At 66.6% G+C, this 21944-nt stretch carries 11 protein-coding genes; 7 read left to right on the top strand and 4 right to left on the bottom strand.

Annotated elements, in window-relative coordinates; translation table 11 throughout:
• The first annotated feature begins 46 nt into the window (after window positions 1-46).
• From WDB66_RS08095 to WDB66_RS08070, 6 genes are all read left to right on the top strand, one after another.
• Window positions 47-2218, top strand: a complete 2172-nt coding sequence (locus WDB66_RS08095) for a S46 family peptidase (protein WP_339398041.1) — start codon at window positions 47-49, stop codon at window positions 2216-2218.
• Window positions 2219-2504: 286 nt separating this feature from the next.
• Complete coding sequence (folC, locus tag WDB66_RS08090) at window positions 2505-3791, top strand: bifunctional tetrahydrofolate synthase/dihydrofolate synthase (RefSeq protein ID WP_339398040.1); 1287 nt, start codon at window positions 2505-2507, stop codon at window positions 3789-3791.
• Window positions 3792-3885: 94 nt separating this feature from the next.
• Window positions 3886-4830: an SPOR domain-containing protein gene (locus WDB66_RS08085; RefSeq protein WP_339398039.1), complete on the top strand. Its 945-nt coding sequence runs from the start codon at window positions 3886-3888 to the stop codon at window positions 4828-4830.
• Window positions 4831-4848: 18 nt separating this feature from the next.
• Entirely contained in the window at window positions 4849-5514 is a 666-nt protein-coding gene (locus WDB66_RS08080) for a CvpA family protein (protein WP_339398038.1), read from the top strand.
• Between the two features lie 29 nt (window positions 5515-5543).
• Window positions 5544-7013, top strand: coding sequence for an amidophosphoribosyltransferase (gene purF / locus WDB66_RS08075; RefSeq protein ID WP_339398037.1), 1470 nt, complete (start codon window positions 5544-5546; stop codon window positions 7011-7013).
• Window positions 7010-7855, top strand: coding sequence for a ferritin-like domain-containing protein (locus WDB66_RS08070; RefSeq protein ID WP_339398036.1), 846 nt, complete (start codon window positions 7010-7012; stop codon window positions 7853-7855). Before purF ends, WDB66_RS08070 begins: the two co-directional genes overlap by 4 nt.
• A gap of 78 nt (window positions 7856-7933) precedes the next feature.
• On the opposite strand, the gene WDB66_RS08065 is transcribed toward WDB66_RS08070, so the two are convergent.
• From WDB66_RS08065 to WDB66_RS08050, 4 genes are all read right to left on the bottom strand, one after another.
• On the bottom strand, window positions 7934-8875 hold the full coding sequence (locus WDB66_RS08065; protein WP_339398035.1) for a cation diffusion facilitator family transporter: 942 nt from the start codon (window positions 8873-8875) through the stop codon (window positions 7934-7936).
• 286 nt (window positions 8876-9161) lie between these two features.
• Window positions 9162-10451 carry an O-acetylhomoserine aminocarboxypropyltransferase/cysteine synthase family protein gene (locus WDB66_RS08060; protein ID WP_339398034.1) on the bottom strand — a complete coding sequence of 430 codons (1290 nt, stop codon included), beginning with the start codon at window positions 10449-10451 and terminating at the stop codon, window positions 9162-9164.
• 288 nt (window positions 10452-10739) lie between these two features.
• On the bottom strand, window positions 10740-16463 hold the full coding sequence (locus WDB66_RS08055) for a choice-of-anchor Q domain-containing protein (RefSeq protein ID WP_339398033.1): 5724 nt from the start codon (window positions 16461-16463) through the stop codon (window positions 10740-10742).
• A 362-nt stretch (window positions 16464-16825) separates the two neighbouring features.
• Entirely contained in the window at window positions 16826-20962 is a 4137-nt protein-coding gene (locus WDB66_RS08050; RefSeq protein ID WP_339398032.1) for an ATP-binding protein, read from the bottom strand.
• A 166-nt stretch (window positions 20963-21128) separates the two neighbouring features.
• Here WDB66_RS08050 and WDB66_RS08045 point away from each other — a divergent pair, with 166 nt between their 5' ends.
• The gene (locus WDB66_RS08045) at window positions 21129-21743 is read left to right on the top strand and encodes a glutathione S-transferase family protein (protein ID WP_339398031.1); all 615 of its coding nucleotides are present in this window, start codon (window positions 21129-21131) and stop codon (window positions 21741-21743) included.
• Window positions 21744-21944: the final 201 nt, after the last annotated feature.

The raw sequence follows: 21944 nt of genomic DNA, 5'->3' as shown, positions 1-21944 counted from the left end.
GGGCGCCTCTATACTCGGAGGTTTCCACTCGAACAGGGGTTTCCCGATGCGCCTTTCGCTGCTGTGTGCCGGCCTGCTGGCCGCCTTGCCCGCCATCGCCGTCGAAGGCATGTGGACCCCGGAACAACTGCCGCAGATCGCCGATGCGCTCAAACGCACCGGCCTGCAACTGGACCCGGCCACACTCTCGGACCTGCGCGGCCAGCCGATGGGTGCGATCGTGTCACTCGGCGGCTGCACCGCTTCGTTCGTCTCGCCCAATGGCCTGGTGGTCACCAACCACCATTGCGCCTACGGCTCGCTGCAACTGAACTCCACGCCGGAGAACAACATGCTGCGCGACGGCTTCATCGCCGAAACGCTGGCCGATGAAGTCTCGGCCGGGCCGGGTGCGCGCATCTGGGTGACGCAGGACATCAGCGATGTCACCGCGCAGGTGCTGGGCGGCATTCCGGCCGACGCCAGCGACCGCGCCCGCAACGATGCGATCGAGGCCGCGCAGAAAAAGCTCGTGGCCGAGTGCGAGGCCGACGAGATCTACCGCTGCCGCGTGTTCTCGCATTTCGGCGGGGTGCAGTACCGCCTGTTCCGCCAGGTGGAAATCCGCGACGTGCGCATCGCCTACGCGCCACCGGATGCCATCGGCCGCTTCGGCGGTGACGAGGACAACTGGATCTGGCCGCGCCAGACCGGCGATTTCACCTTCTACCGCGCCTATGTCGGGCCAGACGGCAAGCCGGCGCCGTATTCGGAAGACAACGTGCCGTATCGCCCGAAACACTTCCTGCCGATGGCGAAGGACGCGTTGAACGAGGGCGATTTCGTGATGGTGGCTGGCTATCCGGGCCGTACGCAGCGCTACCAGCTGGCGAGCCAGATCGATGACGCGATCGAATGGACCTATCCAACCCAGATCGCCATCTTCAACGACCTGATCAACATCGCCGAAACCGCCGGCAAGGCCGATGCGGATGTCGCGATCAAGTACGCCTCCTCGCTGGCCGGCTGGAACAACGGCAGCAAGAACATGGCCGGCATGCTTGACGGCTTCCGCCGCGCCGATGCCGCCGGCACCAAGCACCGCGAGGAAGCCGGGCTGGTGGCGTGGCTGGAACAGCGCGGCGGCGAAGGCCGCGCGGCGCTGGCCAACTACCGCGAATACGCCGCGCTGATCGAATCCCAGCGCGCCACGCGCGAACGCAACCGCGTGGTCAATGCGCTGGCCGGCAGCGGCCTGCTGGGTTCGGCCAATCGCATCTACCGCCTCGCGCAGGAACGCGCGCTCGACGATGCCGCACGCGAGCCGGGCTATCAGCAGCGCGACTGGCCGGGCATCGAGGCCGGTCTGCGTCAGCTGGAGCGGCGTATGGACGTTGGCGTGGACCGGCAGATCCTTGAGTACTGGCTCGAAAAATATGCCGCGCTGCCGGCCGATCAGCGCCTGCAGGAACTGGACGCCTGGGCCTGGCTGAAGGGCGATGCGCCTTCACGCGAAGCACTGGCCGCAAAGCTCGACGCGCTGTATGCCGGCACCTCGCTGACCGCCACCGACGCGCGTCTGGCCGCCTTCGAACAGGACCAGGCCACGCTGGACGCCAGCGATGACAGCTTCCTGCAACTGGCCGCCGCGCTGTCGCCGGCACTCAAGCGGCTGGAAGACGAGCGCAAGGCCTTCAACGGCGCGCTCGCCCGACTCCAGCCCGGCTATATGCAGGCGCTGATCGACTACCGCACCAGCCAGGACCGCGCCACCTATCCGGATGCCAACTCCAGCCTGCGCATCACCTTCGGCAATGTGCAGGGCGTGTCGCCGCGCGACGGCATGACCTATCTGCCGTTCAGCACCACCCGCGGCATCGTCGAAAAGCACACCGGCACCGATCCCTTCGACGCCACCCAGGCGCAACTGGACGCCATCGCGCAGCGCCGCTTCGGCCGTTGGGCGGTGGAATCGCTGAACGATGTGCCGGTCAATTACCTGGCCGATCTGGACGTGACCGGCGGCAACTCCGGCTCGCCCACGCTCAATGCCAAGGGTGAATTCGTCGGCCTGATCTTCGACGGCATCTGGGAATCGGTCGCCTCCAACTGGGTCTTCGACCCGGCCATCACCCGCACCATCCACGTCGACTGGCGCTACATGCTGTGGATCATGGACGAGGTCTACCCGGCCCCGGCAATCCTGCGCGAACTGGGCGTGGAACCGCGCCCGCGCTGATCGCGCGGGAACTTGATCGCAGGAGCGTCAATCACGGAGAGGCGCAAAGGATGCGCGGGTGCAGGTTGAGAACCTGCACCCGCGTCTCGGACGCACCCCGACAATCGCACCCCTTCGGGTGCGCTCCTGCCGAATATTCGTGGATTGCCTGCCGCGATGTCGTCCATGCGTGATGCATCGCCTGACGGTAAGCAACGTGGCCGCGATGGGACTTTCCCGCTGGTGACCAGCGCCGTGCCACCCACCCATGAGCCATCACGCCACCGGATTGCGTAAAGTGTTCCACATGCAAACGGAGGCAGCTTTGATGAACCTGGCGCAGTGGCTGGAACACCTGCAACGCATCCATCCGAAGGAAGTCGAACTGGGGCTGGAACGTGTCGGCCAGGTCGCGGCGCGGCTGGCGCTGGGCCGGCCCGGCGCGCGCGTGATCAGTGTGGCTGGCACCAATGGCAAGGGCTCGACGGTGGCTTTCATCGAGGCCATTGCGCGCGCTGCCGGGCTGCGCACCGGGGCCTACACCTCGCCGCATCTGCTGCGTTACAACGAGCGCGTCCGGATCGACGGCCAGCCGGTCGATGATGCGGCGCTGGTGGCCGCGTTCGAGGCGGTCGAAGCCGCGCGTGGCGAGGTGTCGCTGACCTATTTCGAATTCGGCACGCTGGCCGCGCTGTGGCTGTTCGCGCGGCAGCCGCTGGATCTGGTGGTGCTGGAAGTGGGCCTGGGCGGCCGGCTGGATGCGGTCAATCTGGTGGATGCCGATCTGGCCGTGATCACCACCGTGGCGCTGGACCATACCGAATACCTGGGCAACGACCGCGAGAGCATCGCGCGCGAGAAGGCCGGCATCCTGCGCCCCGGCAAGCCGCTGGTGATCGGCGAACTGGACCCGCCCGACACCCTGCTGCGCGAGGCCGAACGCGTCGGCGCGCCGGTGCTGCGCGCCGGGCGCGGCTTCCATTTCCAGCCGCAGGGCGCAGGCTGGGTGTTCCAGGACGAGCGCGACCGCATCGAACTGCCGTTGCCGGCCTTGCGCGCGCCGGCACAACTGGCCAATGCCGCCGCCGCCATCGCGGCGTTCCGTGCGCTGCTGCCACCGTTGCCGGTCTCGCCGGAGCACCTCGCCAGCGGCATCGGTGCCGCGCAGCTTCCCGGCCGCATGCAGGTGATCCCCGGCCCGGTCGAGATCGTGCTGGATATCGCGCACAACCCGCAGGCCGCGCAGCAGTTGGCGCAATGGCTGCAACGCAACCGCGCCAGCGGCGCCACCCAGGCGGTATTTGCCGCGCTGGCGGACAAGGACGTGGCGAACGAGGTGGCCGCGCTGATGGCCCATATCGATATCTGGCATCTGGCCGGCCTCAGTGGCGCCGGCGGCCGCGCCCAGCCGGTCGAGCTTCTGTGGCAGAAGCTCGGCGCGCTGCTGTCGCGCTCGCTGGTGATGCGCCACGCATCGGTCGCGGTGGCGCTGGAGGAAGCGCGCCGGGCCTCGCGTGCGGGTGACCGGATTGTGGTGTTCGGCTCGTTCCACACCGTGGCCGAGGCCTTGCAGGCGCTGGACAAGCCTGCCTGAGGCTGTACCAGCAGCGGCGCCGGCACGGTGACGGCCGGCGCGGGCCGTTATACTTGGCGCCGATCCATTCCGGGTTGGTTGCATGGATGCCTCCTTGAAACAGCGCCTGATCGGCGCCGCCGTGCTGGTGGCGCTCGCCGTGATTTTCCTGCCGATGCTGATCAGTGGTCCGGAACCCGACACTGGCACCAGCAGCGTGCCGGTGGACGTGCCGAACCGCGACAACCGCGATTTCCAGACCCGTGATCTGACCCTGGCCCCGCCGGTGCAGAGCCCTGCGCCCGCCAGCGAAGCGCCGCCTGCCGATACCGCCATCGCTGACGAAGGCGACCGTGTCGCCACGGTCGACACCACCGGCCAGGCGCCGCGTATCGATGCGGTATCCGGCATGCCGGTCGGGCGCACCGAACCGGCTCCCGCGCCATCCACGCCTGCGCCGGTTGCAGCACCTGTTCCCACTCCCGCTCCGACACCGCCGGCCACTGCGCCTGCGCCGGCTCCTGTCGCCAACGTGCCAGCGGCCACGTCGACCGGCCGCTGGGCAGTGAATCTGGGCAGTTATGCCAACGCCAGCAATGTCAGCACACTGGTATCGCAGCTGCGCCAGCAGCGTCTTCCGGCCTACACCGAACAGGTGACGCTGGATGGCAAGGCGGTGCAGCGCGTGCGCCTGGGGCCGTTCGCGCAGCGTTCGGAAGCCGAATCCGCACGCCTGACCGTGCAACGCCTGCGCTCGGATCTGCCCACCGGCGTGGTGTCGCTGGAAGGCGAATCCGCACCGGCCGCCGCGCGTCCGACGGTGGCCGAAGGGTATGCGGTGCAGCTGGGTGCGTTCCGCAGCGAAGCCGATGCCAACGCGCTGCGTGACCGCGCGCGTGGCGCCGGTTTTGCCAGCTATGTTGAACGCACCCGCACCGACAGCGGCACGCTGTGGCGGGTGCGGCTGGGGCCGGAACTGCGCCGCGCCGACGCCGATAAGCTCAAGGCCGACGCCAAGACCAGACTCGGTGCGGACGGCAACATCGTCCCGCATCCCTGATCCGTCGCGCCGATCGCCATGCTGACCTGGGCCGATATCGTGCTGCTGGCGATCCTGGGCATTTCCGCGCTGATCGGCATCTGGCGCGGCTTTGTTTCCGAAGTCATGTCGCTGCTGGTGTGGGTGGCCGCGTTCTGGCTGGCGTTCGCGTTTGGGCCGGACGTGGCGGACATGTTCCAGCCGCATGTGGACGCGCCGACCGCGCGCTGGTTCCTGGGCTATGCCACGGTGTTCGTGCTGGCGCTGGTGGTCGGTGGGTTGCTGAACTGGCTGCTCGGCAAACTGGTGAAAGGCACCGGTCTGTCTGGCACTGATCGCCTGCTCGGCCTGTGTTTCGGCCTGCTGCGCGGTGCCGCCGTGGCCTGCGTGCTGGTGCTGGTGGCCGGTTTCACGCCGCTGCCGCAGGAGCCGGTCTGGCAGCAGTCGCAGCTGCTGCCCGGTTTTTCCCGTGGAGCCGAATGGATGCGTGACTGGCTGCCCGAGGCGCTGGCCGAGCACCTGTCGTTCGATCCGGCACAGGTGGCCGGTGCGATGGCCACGGCGCTGCCGCTGCCGCCGCTGGAGAACGCAGACATTGGCGAAAATGGCGAACAGGCCGCGCCGCCATCTGCTTCGGAACAGATTGAATCACCCGCTCCGGTGGCCGCGCCTGCGCCGGCTTCCGACCCTTCGCGCATTCCCTGACGCGCACCCAGAAACGAGGTTTCAACCCCATGTGCGGAATCATCGGCATCGTCGGCAGCGAAGCGGTTGCCCCTGCGTTGTATGACGGCCTCACCGTGCTCCAGCACCGTGGTCAGGATGCGGCCGGCATCGCCACCATCGACGGCACCCGGATCCGCATCCACAAGGCCAACGGTCTGGTGCGCGACGTGTTCGGTGCCGAACAGATGCGGCTGCTGGCCGGACGCATCGGCATCGCCCATTGCCGCTACCCGACCGCCGGTTCCGAAGGCTCGGACGAGGCCCAGCCGTTCTACGTCAATTCGCCCTACGGCATCGCGCTGGCGCACAACGGCAATCTGATCAACACCGAGGCGCTACGGCACGAGGTGTTCGAACAGGATCGCCGGCACATCAACACCCAGTCCGATTCGGAAGTGCTGCTGAATGTGCTCGCACACGAGCTGATGCGTCAGGAACGGCTCGATCCGGATGCCGCCTTCAAGGCCGTGGCCGAAGTGCACCGGCGTTGTCTTGGCGGCTATGCCGTGGTCGGCACTGTGCTGGGTCTGGGGCTGGTCGGTTTCCGTGATCCGAATGGCATCCGCCCGCTGGTGCTGGGGCGGCGCGAGAGCGCCAGCGGTACCGAGTACGCGCTGGCTTCGGAAAGCGTCGCACTGGACCTGCTCGGCTTCACCCGCATGCGCGATGTCGCGCCGGGCGAGGCCATCGTCATCACCGCGCAGGGCGAACTGCATGCGCAGCAGTGCGCCGCACCGGCCAAGCATGCGCCGTGCATCTTCGAATATGTTTATTTCGCGCGGCCGGACTCGATGATCGAGAACGTTTCGGTACACAAGGCGCGCATGCGCATGGGCGTGAAACTGGGCGAGAAGATCCTGCGCCTGCGCCCGGACCACGATATCGACACCATCATCCCGATCCCCGATTCGGCGCGCGATTCGGCACTGGAAGTGGCCAATGTGCTGGGCGTCAAATACCGCGAAGGGTTCATCAAGAACCGTTATGTCGGGCGGACTTTCATCATGCCGGGCCAGGGTGAGCGGGTGAAATCGGTGCGGCGCAAGCTCAACCCGATTCCGCTGGAATTCCGCAATCGCGTGGTGCTGCTGGTGGACGACTCCATCGTGCGCGGCACCACCAGCCGCCAGATCGTGCAGATGGCGCGTGATGCCGGTGCGCGCAAGGTCTATCTGGCCAGCGCCGCGCCGCCGGTGCGCCATCCCAACATCTACGGCATCGACATGCCGGCTGCCAACGAACTGATCGCGCACGACCGCAGCGAGGAAGAAGTGCAGGCCGCGCTGGGCTGCGACTGGCTGATTTACCAGGATCTGGCTGATCTGGAATGGGCCGTGGCCGAAGGCAACGACAGCCTGCACGGATTCGATTCCTCCTGCTTCACCGGCGAATACGTCACCGGCACCACGAGCGAATACCTGGAACGCCTGAGCGAACAGCGCGGCGACGAGGCGCGGCAGAAGCGCCTGGCCGGATGACTGCGGCAGCGGAGGCGACGGCGCCTGCATGCAGGTGGCCGAGCCTGCAACACGCCGCCGCACACTGTCTGGCCTTGCGCGATCCGGGCGAAAAAGTCGCTACCACCCGCGCCGCCGCCGCGCAATTTTTCTCTGGCGGCTTGTCGCTTGCAGACGAAAGCAACTGGCCGGCGATTCCCGACCCGGCCGTTGTCGGCCGCCCGGATCGCCCGCTGTTGGTGCCACCACGGCAATTGGCCGCACGCGGGCTGGGCAGCGACGAAGGCCGCGCGGCCTTCCTGCACGCGATCGCGCATATCGAATTCAACGCCATCAATCTGGCGTGGGACGCGGTGCTGCGTTTTCCCGGCATGCCTGCGGACTATTACGCCGACTGGGTCTCCTGCGCCGATGACGAGGCCCGCCATCACCTAATGCTGGTCGGCCGGCTGGCCGATTTTGGCCATGCCTACGGCGATTTCGATGCGCATGACGGCCTCTGGGAGATGGCGCGGCGCACAGCGCATTCCTGCCTGGAACGGATGGCGCTGGTGCCGCGCGTGCTCGAAGCACGCGGCCTGGACGTGACCCCGGCGATGATCGAACGCCTGACCGCGCTGGGCGATGCGCCCACGGTCGCGATCCTGGAAGTGATCCTGCGCGAGGAAGTCGCACACGTGGCCGCCGGAACCCGCTGGTTCCGTCACCTGTGCGAACGGGAAGGCCGCGAACCACGCAGCACCTTCCGTGATTTGCTGCGCCAGCACGGACGCGGCTTCATCCGTGGCCCCTTCAACCTCGACGCACGCCGCGCCGCCGGCTTCGATGACGACGAAATGGCGCTGCTGGTAGAAGCCACGTAATGCTGCCTGCTTCGCCGTTCGCTACGGGTTGAATGCCGTAAACCCGGCACATGAAGAGCCGTCAGGTCGGCACTGCGCTCACCCGGCCCATTCTGGATCGGTTGTGAAAACGATGGTGAGCCAGCGGTCCGGGGTGTCGTTGCCGATCGCCTCGCCGATCTCGTCGCGCAGCTGGTCCCATTCTTCCAGCCGGCGCGCCGGCCAGCGCGTGGGCACGATGAAATACAGCTCGATCTGGCGCCCGCGCCCGACCCGCGCGACATAGGCGCGATAGCCGTCGAAGCCGTGCCGTTCGACGATGTCCTGCGCCACATCGTCGACATGCTGCTTCAGGTCGGCCGGGGTCACCAGCAGGATATCGGCCAGTGCGCGCCGTACCGTGCCGACCGGGATCGGAATCACCACCAGACACACCAGCGCCAGCACCGCCGGATCGATGTAGGGCGCCATCCAGGCGTGTTCGGTGTGCTGGATCGCATAACCGAAGCCGAAGGCCACCAGCCAGGCGGCGGTCAATGCCGCCGCCATGAACCAGCCGCGCGCATCCAGTTCGACGAAATCCGAGCGGATGCTGCGGTTGGCGCGACGCGCGAACCAGGTCATCGCCACCGAGCCGACCAGCGATACCGCGGCAAAAAACACCGCATAGCCGAACTGCACCTGGCGCCCGCCGGACATGAAACTGTCGACCGAGTTGATCAGCGCATAGATCGCCGCTGCGATCAGCAGCGTGCCGCTCATCCCCAGCACGATCGGCTCCAGATGCCAGAAGCCCATCGTGAAGCGCTCGGCCAGCCGCCCGCCGGCGGCATCGCCGCTGGTGGAACTGCGGATCAGATTGGCCACCAGCAAGGCCAGGAAGGTCATGCCCGCGTCGGTCATATCGTAGATGCTGTCGAAGATGATCGCCGCCGATCCGGCCAGCAGGCCCAGCACCAGCCCGAAGATCGCCAGCACCAGCGTCGCTACCATCGACAGGCGCAGCAGGCTCTGTTCCGTATGCGGGCGGGAAAGCGGCATGGCTCGGATCGCGAAAAGGGGGCGGGGGAACAGCGCGCGCCACGATTTTCCGTGGTCGCTGCCATGGCGGCCAGCCTAGCGCAAACCACCCATGCCGGAGCGCGCTCTTCACTGTGTCACCGTATCCACCACTCAGCTCGGACAAGACGCATCATGTAGCCCGGTTAAGGCACCGCTGTATCCGGGAGTGGCTTTCCCATGACTCCATCCCCGGCTGTGGCTGTATTTTGCCGGACTGTCCGGATCTACTGCGGAGCCGGGAAAAGCGCGCGCCACCAACCTCTACTCAGGCCGCCGCCAACGCCTGTTCCAGATCCGCGATCAAGTCGTCGGCATGCTCGATGCCGATCGACAGCCGCACGGTGTCCAGCGTCACGCCGGCCTTTTCCAGTTCCGCCTCATCCAGCTGGCGGTGCGTGGTCGAAGCCGGATGCGTGGCCAGCGAGCGGGTATCGCCGATATTGACCAGACGCGTGAACAGTTGCAGCGCATCGAGGAAGCGCGCGCCGGCTTCACGCCCGCCCGGCAGGCCGAAGGTGAACAGGCCCGAAGGCGCCGCATCGCGCAGGTATTTCTGCGCCAGCGCGTGTTCGGGGTGATCCGGCAGGCCAGCGTAATTGACCCAGGCGACCTTCGGATGCGCCTTGAGATATTCGGCGATGGTGCGCGTGTTCTGCACGATCCGGTCCATGCGCAGGGGCAGCGTTTCAATGCCCTGCAGGATCAGGAACGAGTTGAATGGCGACAGCGCCGCGCCGGTATTGCGCAGCGGCACCACGCGGGCGCGACCGATATAGGCCGCCGGCCCCAGCGCCTCGGTGTAGACCACGCCGTGATAGCTGACATCCGGCTCGTTGAGGTGCGGGAAACGCGCTTTGTGTTCCGCCCACGGGAACCTGCCTGAATCGATGATCGCCCCGCCCAGGCTGTTGCCGTGGCCGCCCAGATACTTGGTCAGCGACTGCACCACGATGTCCGCGCCGAAATCGATCGGGCGCAGCAGGTACGGCGTGGCGACGGTGTTGTCCACGATCAGCGGCACGCCATGCGCATGCGCGATCTTCGCGATCCTTTCGATATCGGTGACATTGCCCAGCGGGTTGCCGAGTGATTCGACAAACACCGCCTTGGTGCGTTCGTCGATCAGTTTTTCGAACGCATCCGGTTCGTCGTAATCGGCGAAGCGGGTTTCGATGCCGAACTGCGGCAGGGTGTGCGCGAACAGGTTGTAGGTGCCGCCGTACAGCGCGCTGGACGACACGATGTTGTCGCCGGCCTCGGCGATGGTCTGGATCGCGTAAGTCACCGCCGCCTGCCCGGAAGCCAGCGCCAGCGCCGCGATGCCGCCTTCCAGTGCCGCGATGCGCTGTTCGAGCACATCGGTGGTCGGGTTCATGATGCGGGTATAGATGTTGCCCGGCGTCTTCAGGTCGAACAGGTCGGCGCCGTGCTGGGTGCTGTCGAAGGCGTAGGCCACGGTCTGGTAGATCGGCACCGCGACCGCGCGCGTGGTCGGATCGGGCGAGTAGCCGGCATGGACGGCGATGGTTTCGGGTTTCCAGGTGGCTTGGCTCATGGCGGCATACTCCGGCGGCGGGGCCGTCCATCATGCCGTGCGGTTATGAGCAGGGTCGATACCGGGCCTTATCAGCTTATGCACATCCGGGCATGAGGCAGCGCGGGACTGCGCCGCTCAGCCGTATTGCTCATATGAAACGCGTTCGGTAGGAGTGCAATCGTAGAGGGCGCGAAGGAAGCCGGTGCATCCGAACCAGCCCGTCCATTCGCGCCCACCTTGGGTGTGCGCTCCTACATTGATGGGGTGTGTAGGAGCGCACTCGCAGAGGGCGCGACGGATGCCCGATCAGCTTCGTGGCAGACGCAGCGCCAGGCCGGCACCGATCAGCATCAACGCCATCATCCACAGCAGCGCGGCACGGCCGGTGGCCGGGATCAGTACCGGGGCATTCGGTGCTGCGGTGCCGGCGAACTGGAAGCGCGTCGGTACATCGGTGCCGGGCTGGGCCGGGTCGCTGGACAGGGCGGCGGCGTCGTTGAGGCCGTCGCCGTCGCTGTCGAAGTGGATGCTGGCCTGGTTGCTGATCGTCGCAGCGTGGCTGATCGCCACATCGGCTTCGATCAGGATCGTGACCGAGGCGCCGGACGTCAGTGCACCGTTCCAGAACACGCTGTTGCTGGCCGGATCGGTGCTGATGCTGCCGGCGTTGGCGCTGGCATCGACCAGGGTCAGTTGTGCGGGCAGCACGTCGGTGAGTTCGTGGCTGGCCGGGTCGTCAGCCTGATCGCCGTCGCCGATGTTTTCCAGCACGATCTCGTAGATCACCGGCTGGCTGTCGGTACCGGTCTGCACCACGCTCTTGAATGCGATCAGCTGGGCGGTATGGACGTCGTCGTCACGGTTGGTGACCGACACATCGGCGGGGTCGAGGCCGTTGTAGTTGGCATCGGCACTGACGGCCGGGGCGGTGATGATGGTGTACGCGATGTCGCCGTCGACATCGGTGTCATCCACACCGGTGACGGTGACGGTTTGCCCCGTATTCCAGTTGGCGGGCGTGAAGGTGACGCTCGCAGGTGTGACGGTGCCTTCGCTGGTATCGCTGCTGCTCAACGCAATGCTCACATCCGCGTTGGGCTGGGTGTCGAGCACCACGGTGAAGCTCGCCGTTCCGCCGGCTTCGGTTGTGATCAGGCCGCTGGTCGGGGTAACGGTGATACCGGCCACATCGTTGTCCATGTTGGTAACCGAAACATCGGCCGGGTTGAGACCATCGTAGGCTGGGTCGGCGCTGACCGCCGGGGCAGTGATGATGGTGTACGCGATATCGCCATCGACCACGCTGTCATCCACGCTGAGCACGTTCACGTGCTGGGCCGTGTTCCAGTTTGCCGGGGTGAAGGTCAGGCTGGTTGGTGACACGGTGCCCTCGGTGGTGTCGCTGCTGCTCAGGCCGAGCGTCACGTCGCCAGTGGGCTGGCTGTTCAACACCACGCTGAACTGGTCGACGCCGGGTGTGCCGGTCGGACCCATGCCTTCGGTGGTGACCAGGCCGCTGGTCGGGGAGACGGTGATGCCGGCAATGTCGTCATCGGTGTTCGTCACCGAGACATCGGCGGGATCGAGGCCATCGTAGTTGGCATCGGCGCTGGCCGCGGCGGCGGTGACGATGGTGTACGCCACGTCGCCATCGACCATGTTGTCGTCGACACCGGTGACGGTGACGGTTTGCGCCGTGTTCCAGTTGGCGGGCGTGAAGGTGACGCTCGCAGGTGTGACGGTGCCTTCGCTGGTGTCGCTGCTGCTCAACGCAATGCTCACATCCGCATTGGGCTGGGTGTCGAGCACCACGGTGAAGCTCGCCGTTCCGCCGGCTTCGGTGGTGATCAGGCCACTGGTCGGGTTGACGCTGATGCCGGGCGCGCCGGAATCGGTCTGACGTTCGTAGGCGCCCAAGTCGACGATGGGCGCGGTGCCGAGGCCGGTATCGACCACGCCGGCGTCGTCATGGCGGCGCGGGTTTCCATCCAGATCCTCCAGCTCTTCGTCGACGTCGCCGTCCTCGTCGATATCCATCCAGGTGTCGCGGCGGACATCGGCGTTGTTGCCGGCGTCGATCGCGGGGCTGCCGGAGGCCAGCCGGTAATCGCCGTTGGCGGCATCGATGAAGCGCGGGTTCAGATCGAGGATATTGGTGCCGCCGGGGTGGCCGCCTTCGATCAGGCTGTGGCGGACGGTGGCCGTTCCCAGCGACGCGCCGCCATTGCCCCACACGATGCTGTTGGCGATGACGATGCCGCCGCTGCCTCCCAGCAGGTTGCCGGGACCGGCCGGATGCCCGCTGATCGTCACATTGTGCAGATGCGTCGTCGAATCGGCAGCACCGACCAGCACCGTTGCATCGGGGGCTTCGTTGCCGATGAACAGGCTGTTGGAGACGAACAGGTCCACGAAGGCGAACTCCATGTACACGGCACCCGCGAGCTCGTCGGCGGTGTTGCCTTCGAATCGCGTGCCGGAAATCTGTCCACCGAAGCACTTGATGGCGCCGCCCCGCCGTGCCTGGTTGTCAACGAACGCGTTGTCGAACAGCCGGATCACGATCGACTCGCTGTATAGCGCACCGCCCTCGTTGGCCTGGTTGCCCTGCAGCAGCGATCCGCGCATCCACAGATCGCCGGTGCTGATGGACACCGCGCCGCCGGACGTCGCTGCATTACGTTCGAACCGGCTATCGATGATGCGTAGCGTGTTGCCGCCGTGGTGGATGGCGCCGCCTTGTCCGGTCACCGCGAGGTCGCCGTTGTCGAAGAATCCAACGTCGTGCAACGTCAGGTCGCCGTCGGTGTAGATGGCGGCGCCGACCGACGCCAGCCCGTTGCGGAAGTCCAGCGACTCGCCGACGAGTTCGCCCGAACCCTCGATGGTCAGCAGGCGGAAGTCCGCCGCCGCCGCGTCACGCTGCAGGGTGCCGTTGCGCAGGGTGATGACGCTGGTGACGTTCGGCAGCGCGGACTCATCGAAGGTGCTGGCATCCGGGGCGTCGAACACCAGCGTGGCACCGGCCATGTCGATCACATCGTCGGTGGCGTTGGCATTGGCGCAATGGATCGCCTGGCGCAGGTTCGCCACGCGTGCAGCGTTGTTGGCGCCGCTCAGCGTGTACGGAAAGCTGAAGCCGGCACAGGGATCGGCATCATCGTTGACGATTGTGCCAAGGCCCTGGGCGTCGCCCGCCACCGCGTTGACGATGTTGGTGATGTTGACGAAGAAGGTTTCATCCGGTTCGGCCACCGTGTCGCCATTGACCAGCACGGTGAATGTCGTGCTGTTCTGACCAGCCGGAATGAACGCGGCGGTGAGGCTTTGCGCGACATAGTCGTTGTCGGCCGTGGTGGCGGTGCCGTCGGCGGTGGCGATATCGAAGGCGGTGCCGCCCAGCGGTGCCGGCGCGTCCAGACTGATCGTGAAGATGGCATCGGTGGTGCCGCTGTCACCTTCGTTGACGCTGACATCGTTGATGCTCAGTGTGGGAAGAGTAACCGGAGGCTGGCGCTCGTAGGCGCCGATATCGACGATGTCGCCGGGGCCGACGCCGGTATCGGGCACATCCGGGTCATCCCAGGGGCGCGGGTTCAGGTCCAGATCGGGCAGGAGCTCAGTGTTGTCGCCGTCGTCGTCGATGTCGAAATTGTCGAACATGGAATGGCCGTTGTGGCCGGCGTCGATGGCCGGGCTGCCGGCGGCCAGACGGTAGTTGCCGGGGGTGGCGACGAAGGCGGGATCGACGTCCAGGTTGCCGTCTGCTGCGGGCGCGCCTGGGAAAATGCTGTGGAGCGGCGACAGGTCGCCGAGTCCGGTGCTGGTGTTGCCCCACAGGATGCTGTTGCGCACCTGCGCGTTGTTGCCATTCTCCATTCGCAGCAACGGCCCCTGCGCCGTGTTGTCGGCGATGGTCGTGTGGCGCATTTCCGCCACCGTGGTGTTGCTGGCGAACACCATCAGCGAGCTGCCGGTGGCGCTCAGGTGGTTGTCGGCGAACAGGTTGCCGACCAGCGCGCCATACCCGTCGATCCAGAGCACGGAATCGCTGGCGGCATCGCCATTGGCGAAGAACCTGTTGTTTATGTTCATGGTCGTTTGATACGCGGCCAGGGCGGCACCATCGGGCGCGGCATTGCCGATGAAATCGGACATCACGATGAACGCATGGCCCTGCGCGGACACCGCACCACCGCGCGTGCTGGCGTTGTTGTCCTCGAACACGCTGGCGCGCACCGTCATCGGACTGGCACTCAGCGACAGGATCGCGCCGCCTTCGCCGTCGGCCGAGCCGCCACGCAGCTGCATGTCGCGCACGGTGAGCGTGCTGGCGGCATCGGCAAGAATGAAGCGGAACGGCGGCGCGCCGCCATCGCGTTCGAGCTGACCGTTTTGCAGTTCCAGCACGCTGGTGATGAAGGGCAGGGCGGTGTCGCCGTGGGCGTTCGAGTACGGCGCATCGGTGAGGACAAGGGTGTGGCCGCCCAGGTCGATTACGTCATCGGTGGCATTGGCGTTGGCACACTCGATGGCCTGGCGCAGCTCGGCCACGCGCGCAGTGTTGTCGGTGCCGGACAGGGTGTAGGGGAAGCTGAAGCCGGCGCAGGCCGGGTTGCCGGCTGGTGTGTTGGTCAGCGAGAAGTCGACGCTGGCGGGCGTTGTGCCTGCCGCGCTCGCGGTGACGGAGTACGGGCCGCCTGCGGTGGCGTTGGCGGTGACAAGAGTCTGGGCTTGCCCACCGCTGGTGATGCTGGCGGCGGGTGTCGCCGGCACTGCGGATGCGCCGCTGGTCGGGGCACTGAAATGCACTTGGCCGCCCACGACTGGTTCGATGGCCTGATTGGCGGTGACCTCGACCATCAGCGGGCTGGCGAATTGCGTGCCGACCACCGCGCTTTGCGAGTTGCCGCTGACCTGGGAGAGCGTGAAGCCGCGCGATTCGAAGGCGCCGATATCCGGCGAGCCGACGCGGCCGATACCACGCTGATCGACATTCGGAATGTCGCCGCCGGTAGTGGTGCCGGCATTGATCGCCGGGCTGCCCGGCAGCAGGGGCAGGGTGTGCGTGGTGCCGCCGTAGTTGCCCAATGGGCCGACCAGAGGATTCAGCACGCCGACCTGATTGCCATTGTCACCATCGGTGAAGCTGGTATTGCCTTCGTCGCCGATGAGGTTGTTGCGCGAGCCGGCATAATTGATCACGGGGTTGGCCGCGATGTTCAGATCGGCAGAGTTATTGCCCGCCAGCAGGCAATTGCTGAGCGACAATGTGCCGGCAAAGACTCGCAGGGTACCAATGCTGGTTTGATTGTTCGTTGCAGTGACATTGACCAGCCGGGTTGTGGCTTCCTGGGCATAGAGCACCGATTCCGAACCATGTCCGGTGAAGCTGCTGTTGCGCACATCCAGCGCCGCGTTGTGGACAGAAATGCCGCTGCCATGGGTTTGGGATGACACATTGCCCTGAAACAGGCTGTTGCGAACCGTCACCGCTGCACTGGTGGAACGAACCGCACCTCCTTCCCAGGTGGAGTGGTTGTTCACGAATTCGACGTTCTCGACGGTCAGCGATCCGTTGCTGGCCAACAAGAAGATTGCCCCGCCTTCGCCATTAGCCGCAAAGCCGTTGCGTATCGTCAGCTGGTGCAGCGTGAACTGGAGGCCTGTCTGATGGAGGGCATGGAAGGCTCGGTTCCCACCCGCGCCGTCGATGATGGTGTTGGCAGGGCCATTGCCGGTGATGGTCAGCGCGCCGCCGCTGCTGAGCAGATCGGGAAGCTGCGATTGCAGCGTGATCACGCCGTTGGCCGACGATGCGAACACGATCGTGTCGGCGGCAGGCGTCGCCATGGCCTGGGTTATCGCCTGACGCAGGCTGCCGGCTCCGCTGTCATTGGTATTGGTCACGGTGTACGTGGCCGCCGCTGCCGGTGTGGCAAACCACGTCAGCAGCAGTCCTGCCCACACGCACAGCCACAGCAGTCGTTGCAGAGTCGATTCGAGGGTGTGCGGGCGGCGATACGGCATGGCGGGTTCTCCAGGGGAATGGGCAGGCATCGCGTCCGTCAGCGACGGAGGCGGGCGACGATGCCGCAGGGCAACGCGAAGCGTGGCCCAAGCCCGCCGCGCTGCCCATGTCCTGAGCGGACATGCACCTGCACGCATCGGACATCGTGGCCGCGACAGGGTGCGCATCCATTGAGAATCAATAGGTTGCGAATTCGCCGGTGTGCCAGCCACGACGTGATTTGCGTATCGCCGTTTCATGGCGAGGCAGTGGTGCGGGATGGTGGGAGATGTGCGCTACGCGGCTGCGGGCTGTGGGTGCATCGTCACCGCCGCTGCTTCATTTGCGCCGGCATCCATCAGGTGTGGTGGTCCGGGCCGGGTCAGTCGCCGAAGCGGGCGCGGTAGCTGCGGTAGAGGTAGGCGGGGTTGTCCAGGCCGCAGCGGCTGCCGGCTTCGGCCAGGGTTTTGCATTCGCCGCTGCGCAGCAGGTGGCGCACGCGCAGCAGGCGTTGTTCGCGCAGCCAGGTTTGCGGGGATTGGCCGGTCAGTTCGTGCACGCGGCGGCGCAGCTGGCGTTCGGACAGGTGCACGCATTCGGCCCAGCTGGCGATCGAGAATTCGGCATCGGCCATGCCCTGCAGTGCGGTTGCCAGCAGCGGATCAAGCGCTTCCGCCGAGGCCGGTGCCGGGCGCAGACGCGGACTGGCGGCGGGCCAGGCGCGGGCGATTTCTTCCAGCAGGGCTTCGAAGCTGAAGGGTTTGGCCAGGTAGGCGCTGGCGCCGGCGGCCAGCCCGGCGGCGCGGTCGCCATCGGCGGCCTTGGCGGAAATCAGCAGCACCGGCAGCGGCTGAGCACCATCGTGGACGTGGCGGCACAGCTCCAGTCCGCTGGCGCCGGGCAGCATCACGTCGCTGATCAGCAGGCGGAAATCGTGATCCTGCGAAAGCGCCTGCAACGCGTCCTCGGCGCTGCCCACGCAGGTCACCGGCAGGTGTTCGCCGATGCGTTCGGCCAGATAGGCAGCCAGATCGGGATGGTCTTCGACCAACAGCACGCGACCTTCGCCGGGCGTGTGGGTGGAGGCTGCGGCAGGCTGTACGGAATGGGGGTTGTCGTCGATCTGCAACTCGTCGATTGCCACGTGCGCGCTGCCCAGTGGCAGCTCGACATGGAAGACAGTGCCGCTGCCCGGTGTGCTGCGCGCGCCGATATGGCCGCCATGCAGTTCGACCAGTTCGCGCGCCAACGCCAAACCGATGCCCAGACCTTCACGCCCGTGCCGGGGCGGGCCGTCGACGCGGTAGAAACGCTCGAACAGGTGCGGGGTCAGCGCCGGGTCGAAGCCGGGGCCGCTGTCCTGTACTTCGATCCGCGCCTGCTCATCGTGATGGGCGAGGTGCAGCACCACATCGCTGCCGGCCGGGGCGTATTTGAGAGCGTTGTCGACAAGATTGCCGAAGATGGTCAACAGATGGTCGCGGTCGGCGAACAGTACGAGTGCGTCGTCCTGCGCTTGCAGTACCAGGGTTACGCCGTTGCGTGCGGCGGCGGGCTGGTAACCGGCGACGATTTCTTCCAGCAGCGCACGCAGGTCGATGCGGCGCAGGCGCGGTTGCAGTTGGCCGGATTCAGCTTGCACCAGCCCGACCAGTTGTTCGACCAGGCCGCCAAGGCGGTCCAGCTGGGTCAGCGACAGTTGCAGCCGGCGGCGTCCGGTTTCGTCCAGCGCGCCGGCCTGCGCCTGGAGTTCACGCAGCGGCAGCGAAACCAGCATCACCGGGGTGCGCAGTTCGTGGCTGACATCGGCCAGCACGCGGCTGCGGAAGTGGTCCAAGGCTTCGAGGCGGCGCGCCTGTTCGGCCAGTTGCAGGTTGCGGTCCTCGATCTGGGCATGGGTCCGGGCCAGTTCGGCATGGGCCTGGGAGAGATCGGCCAGCGCGGTTTCGACCCGGCTTTTTTCGGTGCGCAGTTCCCCGGTGCGTTGCGCCACTTCGCGGTCCAGTTCGGCGGCACGCAGGCGCAGGCCGCGCAGCCGCAGCCACACCGCAGCCAGCAGCAAGGCGAGCAGCGACAGTGCCAGCAGCAGGCGGAAGCCGCCGGTTTCATGCCACAGCGGCGGCACCTGGAAATCGAACGCGGTGGGGGTGGTGGCCCAGATGCCGTCGCTGTTGCCGGCCAGCAGTTCGAAACGGTATTCGCCCGGCGCCAGGCTGGCGTAACCCGTGGCGCGGCCATTCAGCGCGTCGGTCCAGCCACGATCCTGCGGCAGCAGGCGGTATCGGAAACGCACCTGCGCACCGGCGTGCAGATCGGCTGCGCCATAGCGGATCAGCAGGCTGCGCACGCCCGGCGGCAGGGTGTTGCCGGAAGTCGGGAACAGCAAGGGCTGGCCATCGCTTTCCAGCGCATCGATGACGGCGCGCGGCGGCTGTTCGCGCAGCGGCATCGCGAGAGGATCAAAACGCACCACGCCGCGCTGCGAGGGAAACCAGAGCCGGCCATGTGCATCGAAATCACCGGCCGGTTGCACGCCGCCATTGCCTTCCAGTTCGGTCAGGCCATCGGCCAGCCCCAGCACCAGCGGCGACAGGCGCTGGCCGGCATCGGCCAGATGCGCGTGCAGATTGTTGCGTGCGATACGGAAGATGCCCTGGTTGCTGTTGACCCAGACATGGCCGTTGGCATCCTCGCGCACCGCGTGCGGGCTGTTGGAAGGCAGCCCCTGGGCGCGGCCCAGGCGGATCGCCTTGTGACCGTGCGGATCATCGCCGGCGATGCGCACCAGCCCACGGCCATCGGTGCTGACCCACAGCGCGCCGTCGGAACTGCGGAACAGATCGCGCACCGAGGTCTGCGCCAGCAACTCCGCCGCCACCGCGTGGCCGTGGTCGCCGTGCCGGCGCCAGACGCCTTCGCTGCCACCGAACCAGACCTCGCCATCGCCGGAAAAGGCCAACGCACTGACCCGCGCGCGGCGCGGTACCTGCGGCCATTGCCGTTGCCATCCGTGTTCCGTACTGAGCCAGGCGCCGGCGCTGCTGCCCAGCCACATGCGCTGCTCATGGTCGAACACCACCGCCAGGATCTGTTCGCCCTGCAATTCATCCGGCAGCGCCACCGGCTCGAAGCGGCTGGCACCGGGCGCGCGGTGCCACAGGCCGGGGGCGTAGGTGCCAGCATAGATCCCGCCATCCGGCGCGGTCGCGACCAGCCACGGATTCTCGCCCGGCAGGCCGTCCGCGCGCCCATATACGTGAAGCTGCCCATCGGCCGCGACGGATTTCAGACCGTCGCCAAGCGTGCCCAGCCACATCCTGCCGTCGCGATCGCGGCTGACGCCGTAGATGTTGCCGTCGCCCAGGCCGGCTCGCGTATCCAGCAGTTCCACCCGCGCACGGTTGAGGCGGTGGATGCCATCGCGCAAGGTCATCACCCAGGTGGTGCCATCGGCCTCGAACAGCAGGTCCAGGATCTGCCCGCGACTGGTGAGCAGCGGTGCCCGGCGATGCGTATCCACCACCTCGTCGGCCTCGAAACGCCACAGCTGCGCGCCGGCCCGCAGCCACAGCGCATCGTCCGGCGCCTGCCAGCTCAGATGCGCATGCATCGCGTCCGAGGCCCGGCCGGGCTGTTCATTGGTTTGGGCCGCGGAAATGGGCAGCTGCTGCGGTTGGCCGTTGACGAGCCGGAACAGGCCCTGGACCGCACCGATCCAGATCTGGCCCTGGCGATCCTCGCGGATCTGCAGTGTCAGTTGCGGATCGTCGGCCCCGTTCCAGATCGTCACTTCGCCCTGTGGCGCAACCCGCAGCAGCCGCCCCTGCGCGGTGGTGGCCCACAGCGCACCATCCTCGGCTACCAGCGCGGGGCTGTTGCGCGCGATGCGGGTCGCATCGCCGAGCGCCTGCCAGGTGCGCCACCACTGGTTGCCGTCGTGCCTCCAGATGTCGCCGTTCATCGCAAGCAGCCAGACCACATCGTTGTGTCCGGGCAAGGCCAGACCCGGAACCGTTTTTGCAGGCAGCGTCAGCCGTGGCGGGAAGGCGCCTTCGCCATCCGGGCAATGCAATGCCTGATGCGTGGTCAGGCAAAGGCTGGCCGGATCGACATGCAGCACCGCAGGCGCGGCGTCGATTCCCATCGGCGCACGCTCGATCCGGCCCGAACGGATCGACAGCCAGTCGCCATGTGAGGTGTGCGCGAACAGGCGCCCCTCATCATCCTTGTGGATCGACAGAACGCGATTGCCCGACATCGCCGGGAATCGCATTGAATCGTGCACATCGAACCGCTGCCCATCGAACCGCGCCAGCCCGTCATGCGTGGCCAGCCACAAGAAACCATCGACATCCACCCGCGCCGAACTGGCGCTGCCCACCGGCAAACCATCGACCGAACCGTAATGGTGCGACACCCAGCGCGGCTCGGATTCGCCAGCCCGCGCTTCCCAAGCCACCGTCAACCCCGCCAGCAAAAACGCCAGGGTCGATACGAAGGAAGGACGAAAACAGCGCATGGGCAGCGCACAACCTCGCTGGCGTGGAAAGGAAGGACACGCACACGGCGTGTGGTGCCGGAGCATGGAGCGATTGCGCCTTCGGGTAAAGACGGAAGTGCCATCCGCACGCGTCGCAGGCGCGATCGGCGCGCATACTGGATCATCCTTGAGCGGAGTGCGCCCCATGTCCCTGACCTTCTACACCCACCCCATGTCGCGCGGTCGCATCGCACGCTGGATGCTGGAAGAAACCGGCCTTCCTTACGAAGACGTGCTGCTGGAGTACGGAAGTACGATCAAGTCGCCCGAGTATCTGGCGATCAACCCGATGGGCAAGGTGCCGGCACTGCGCCACGGCGACGCCGTCATCACCGAAAGCGTTGCCATCGGCCTGTACCTGGCCGATCTGGTGCCGGAAAAGCGCCTCGCGCCTGCACCAGGCAGCCAAGAGCGCGGCCCATACTACCGCTGGCTGCTGTTCCTGGCCGGCCCGCTGGAATCCTGGCTCACCGCCAAACAGGCCGGTACCCTGGCCTCGCCCACCGCTGCCGGCTACGGCGCCGAAGGCGATGTCGTGCGCGTGCTGGAACAGGCCGTCACCGGCAAGACCTTCCTCGCCGGCGACCACTTCACCGCCGCCGACCTCTACATGACCGCGTATCTGGATTTCTACATGCAGTTCGGCATGCTCGACCGCCTACCCGCATTTGAAACCTACTGCGCCCACCACCGCGAACGCCCGGCCGCGCAGGCAGCGCGGGCGCGAGACGATAGGCTGATTGCAGCGCGGAAGCAGTGAGGCCCATGACCTTTCCACCGTTCCGGTGAGGCGGTCACGGGGGCCTGAAGGCCGGCTTGGCGCAAGAGGGGGGGCTTGAACCGGCACAGTCGAAACGTGATGCCATTCCCCCGCGAACACCACGCTCAGATCACATCGGCACCGTGAGGCTCGCAGTCATTCAGCTGCCAGAGACGCATCGGAGCCAGACCATCCGGAACC

The sequence above is a fragment of the Denitratimonas organivorans genome (assembly GCF_037478135.1).
Classification (GTDB): Bacteria; Pseudomonadota; Gammaproteobacteria; order Xanthomonadales; family Xanthomonadaceae; genus Denitratimonas.
Note: the sequence above shows the minus strand (reverse complement) of the source record. Positions and strands in the feature narration are given on the sequence as shown.

Bases quoted from the DNA above. Each gene is read 5' to 3' on its own strand.
- WDB66_RS08045 (WP_339398031.1), top strand. From the start codon at position 21,129: ATGTCCCTGACCTTCTACACCCACCCCATGTCGCGCGGTCGCATCGCA.
- folC (WP_339398040.1), top strand. From the start codon at position 2,505: ATGCAAACGGAGGCAGCTTTGATGAACCTGGCGCAGTGGCTGGAACAC.
- WDB66_RS08060 (WP_339398034.1), bottom strand. From the start codon at position 10,451: ATGAGCCAAGCCACCTGGAAACCCGAAACCATCGCCGTCCATGCCGGC.
- WDB66_RS08055 (WP_339398033.1), bottom strand. From the start codon at position 16,463: ATGCCGTATCGCCGCCCGCACACCCTCGAATCGACTCTGCAACGACTG.
- WDB66_RS08070 (WP_339398036.1), top strand. From the start codon at position 7,010: ATGACTGCGGCAGCGGAGGCGACGGCGCCTGCATGCAGGTGGCCGAGC.
- WDB66_RS08065 (WP_339398035.1), bottom strand. From the start codon at position 8,875: ATGCCGCTTTCCCGCCCGCATACGGAACAGAGCCTGCTGCGCCTGTCG.
- WDB66_RS08050 (WP_339398032.1), bottom strand. From the start codon at position 20,962: ATGCGCTGTTTTCGTCCTTCCTTCGTATCGACCCTGGCGTTTTTGCTG.
- WDB66_RS08095 (WP_339398041.1), top strand. From the start codon at position 47: ATGCGCCTTTCGCTGCTGTGTGCCGGCCTGCTGGCCGCCTTGCCCGCC.
- purF (WP_339398037.1), top strand. From the start codon at position 5,544: ATGTGCGGAATCATCGGCATCGTCGGCAGCGAAGCGGTTGCCCCTGCG.
- WDB66_RS08080 (WP_339398038.1), top strand. From the start codon at position 4,849: ATGCTGACCTGGGCCGATATCGTGCTGCTGGCGATCCTGGGCATTTCC.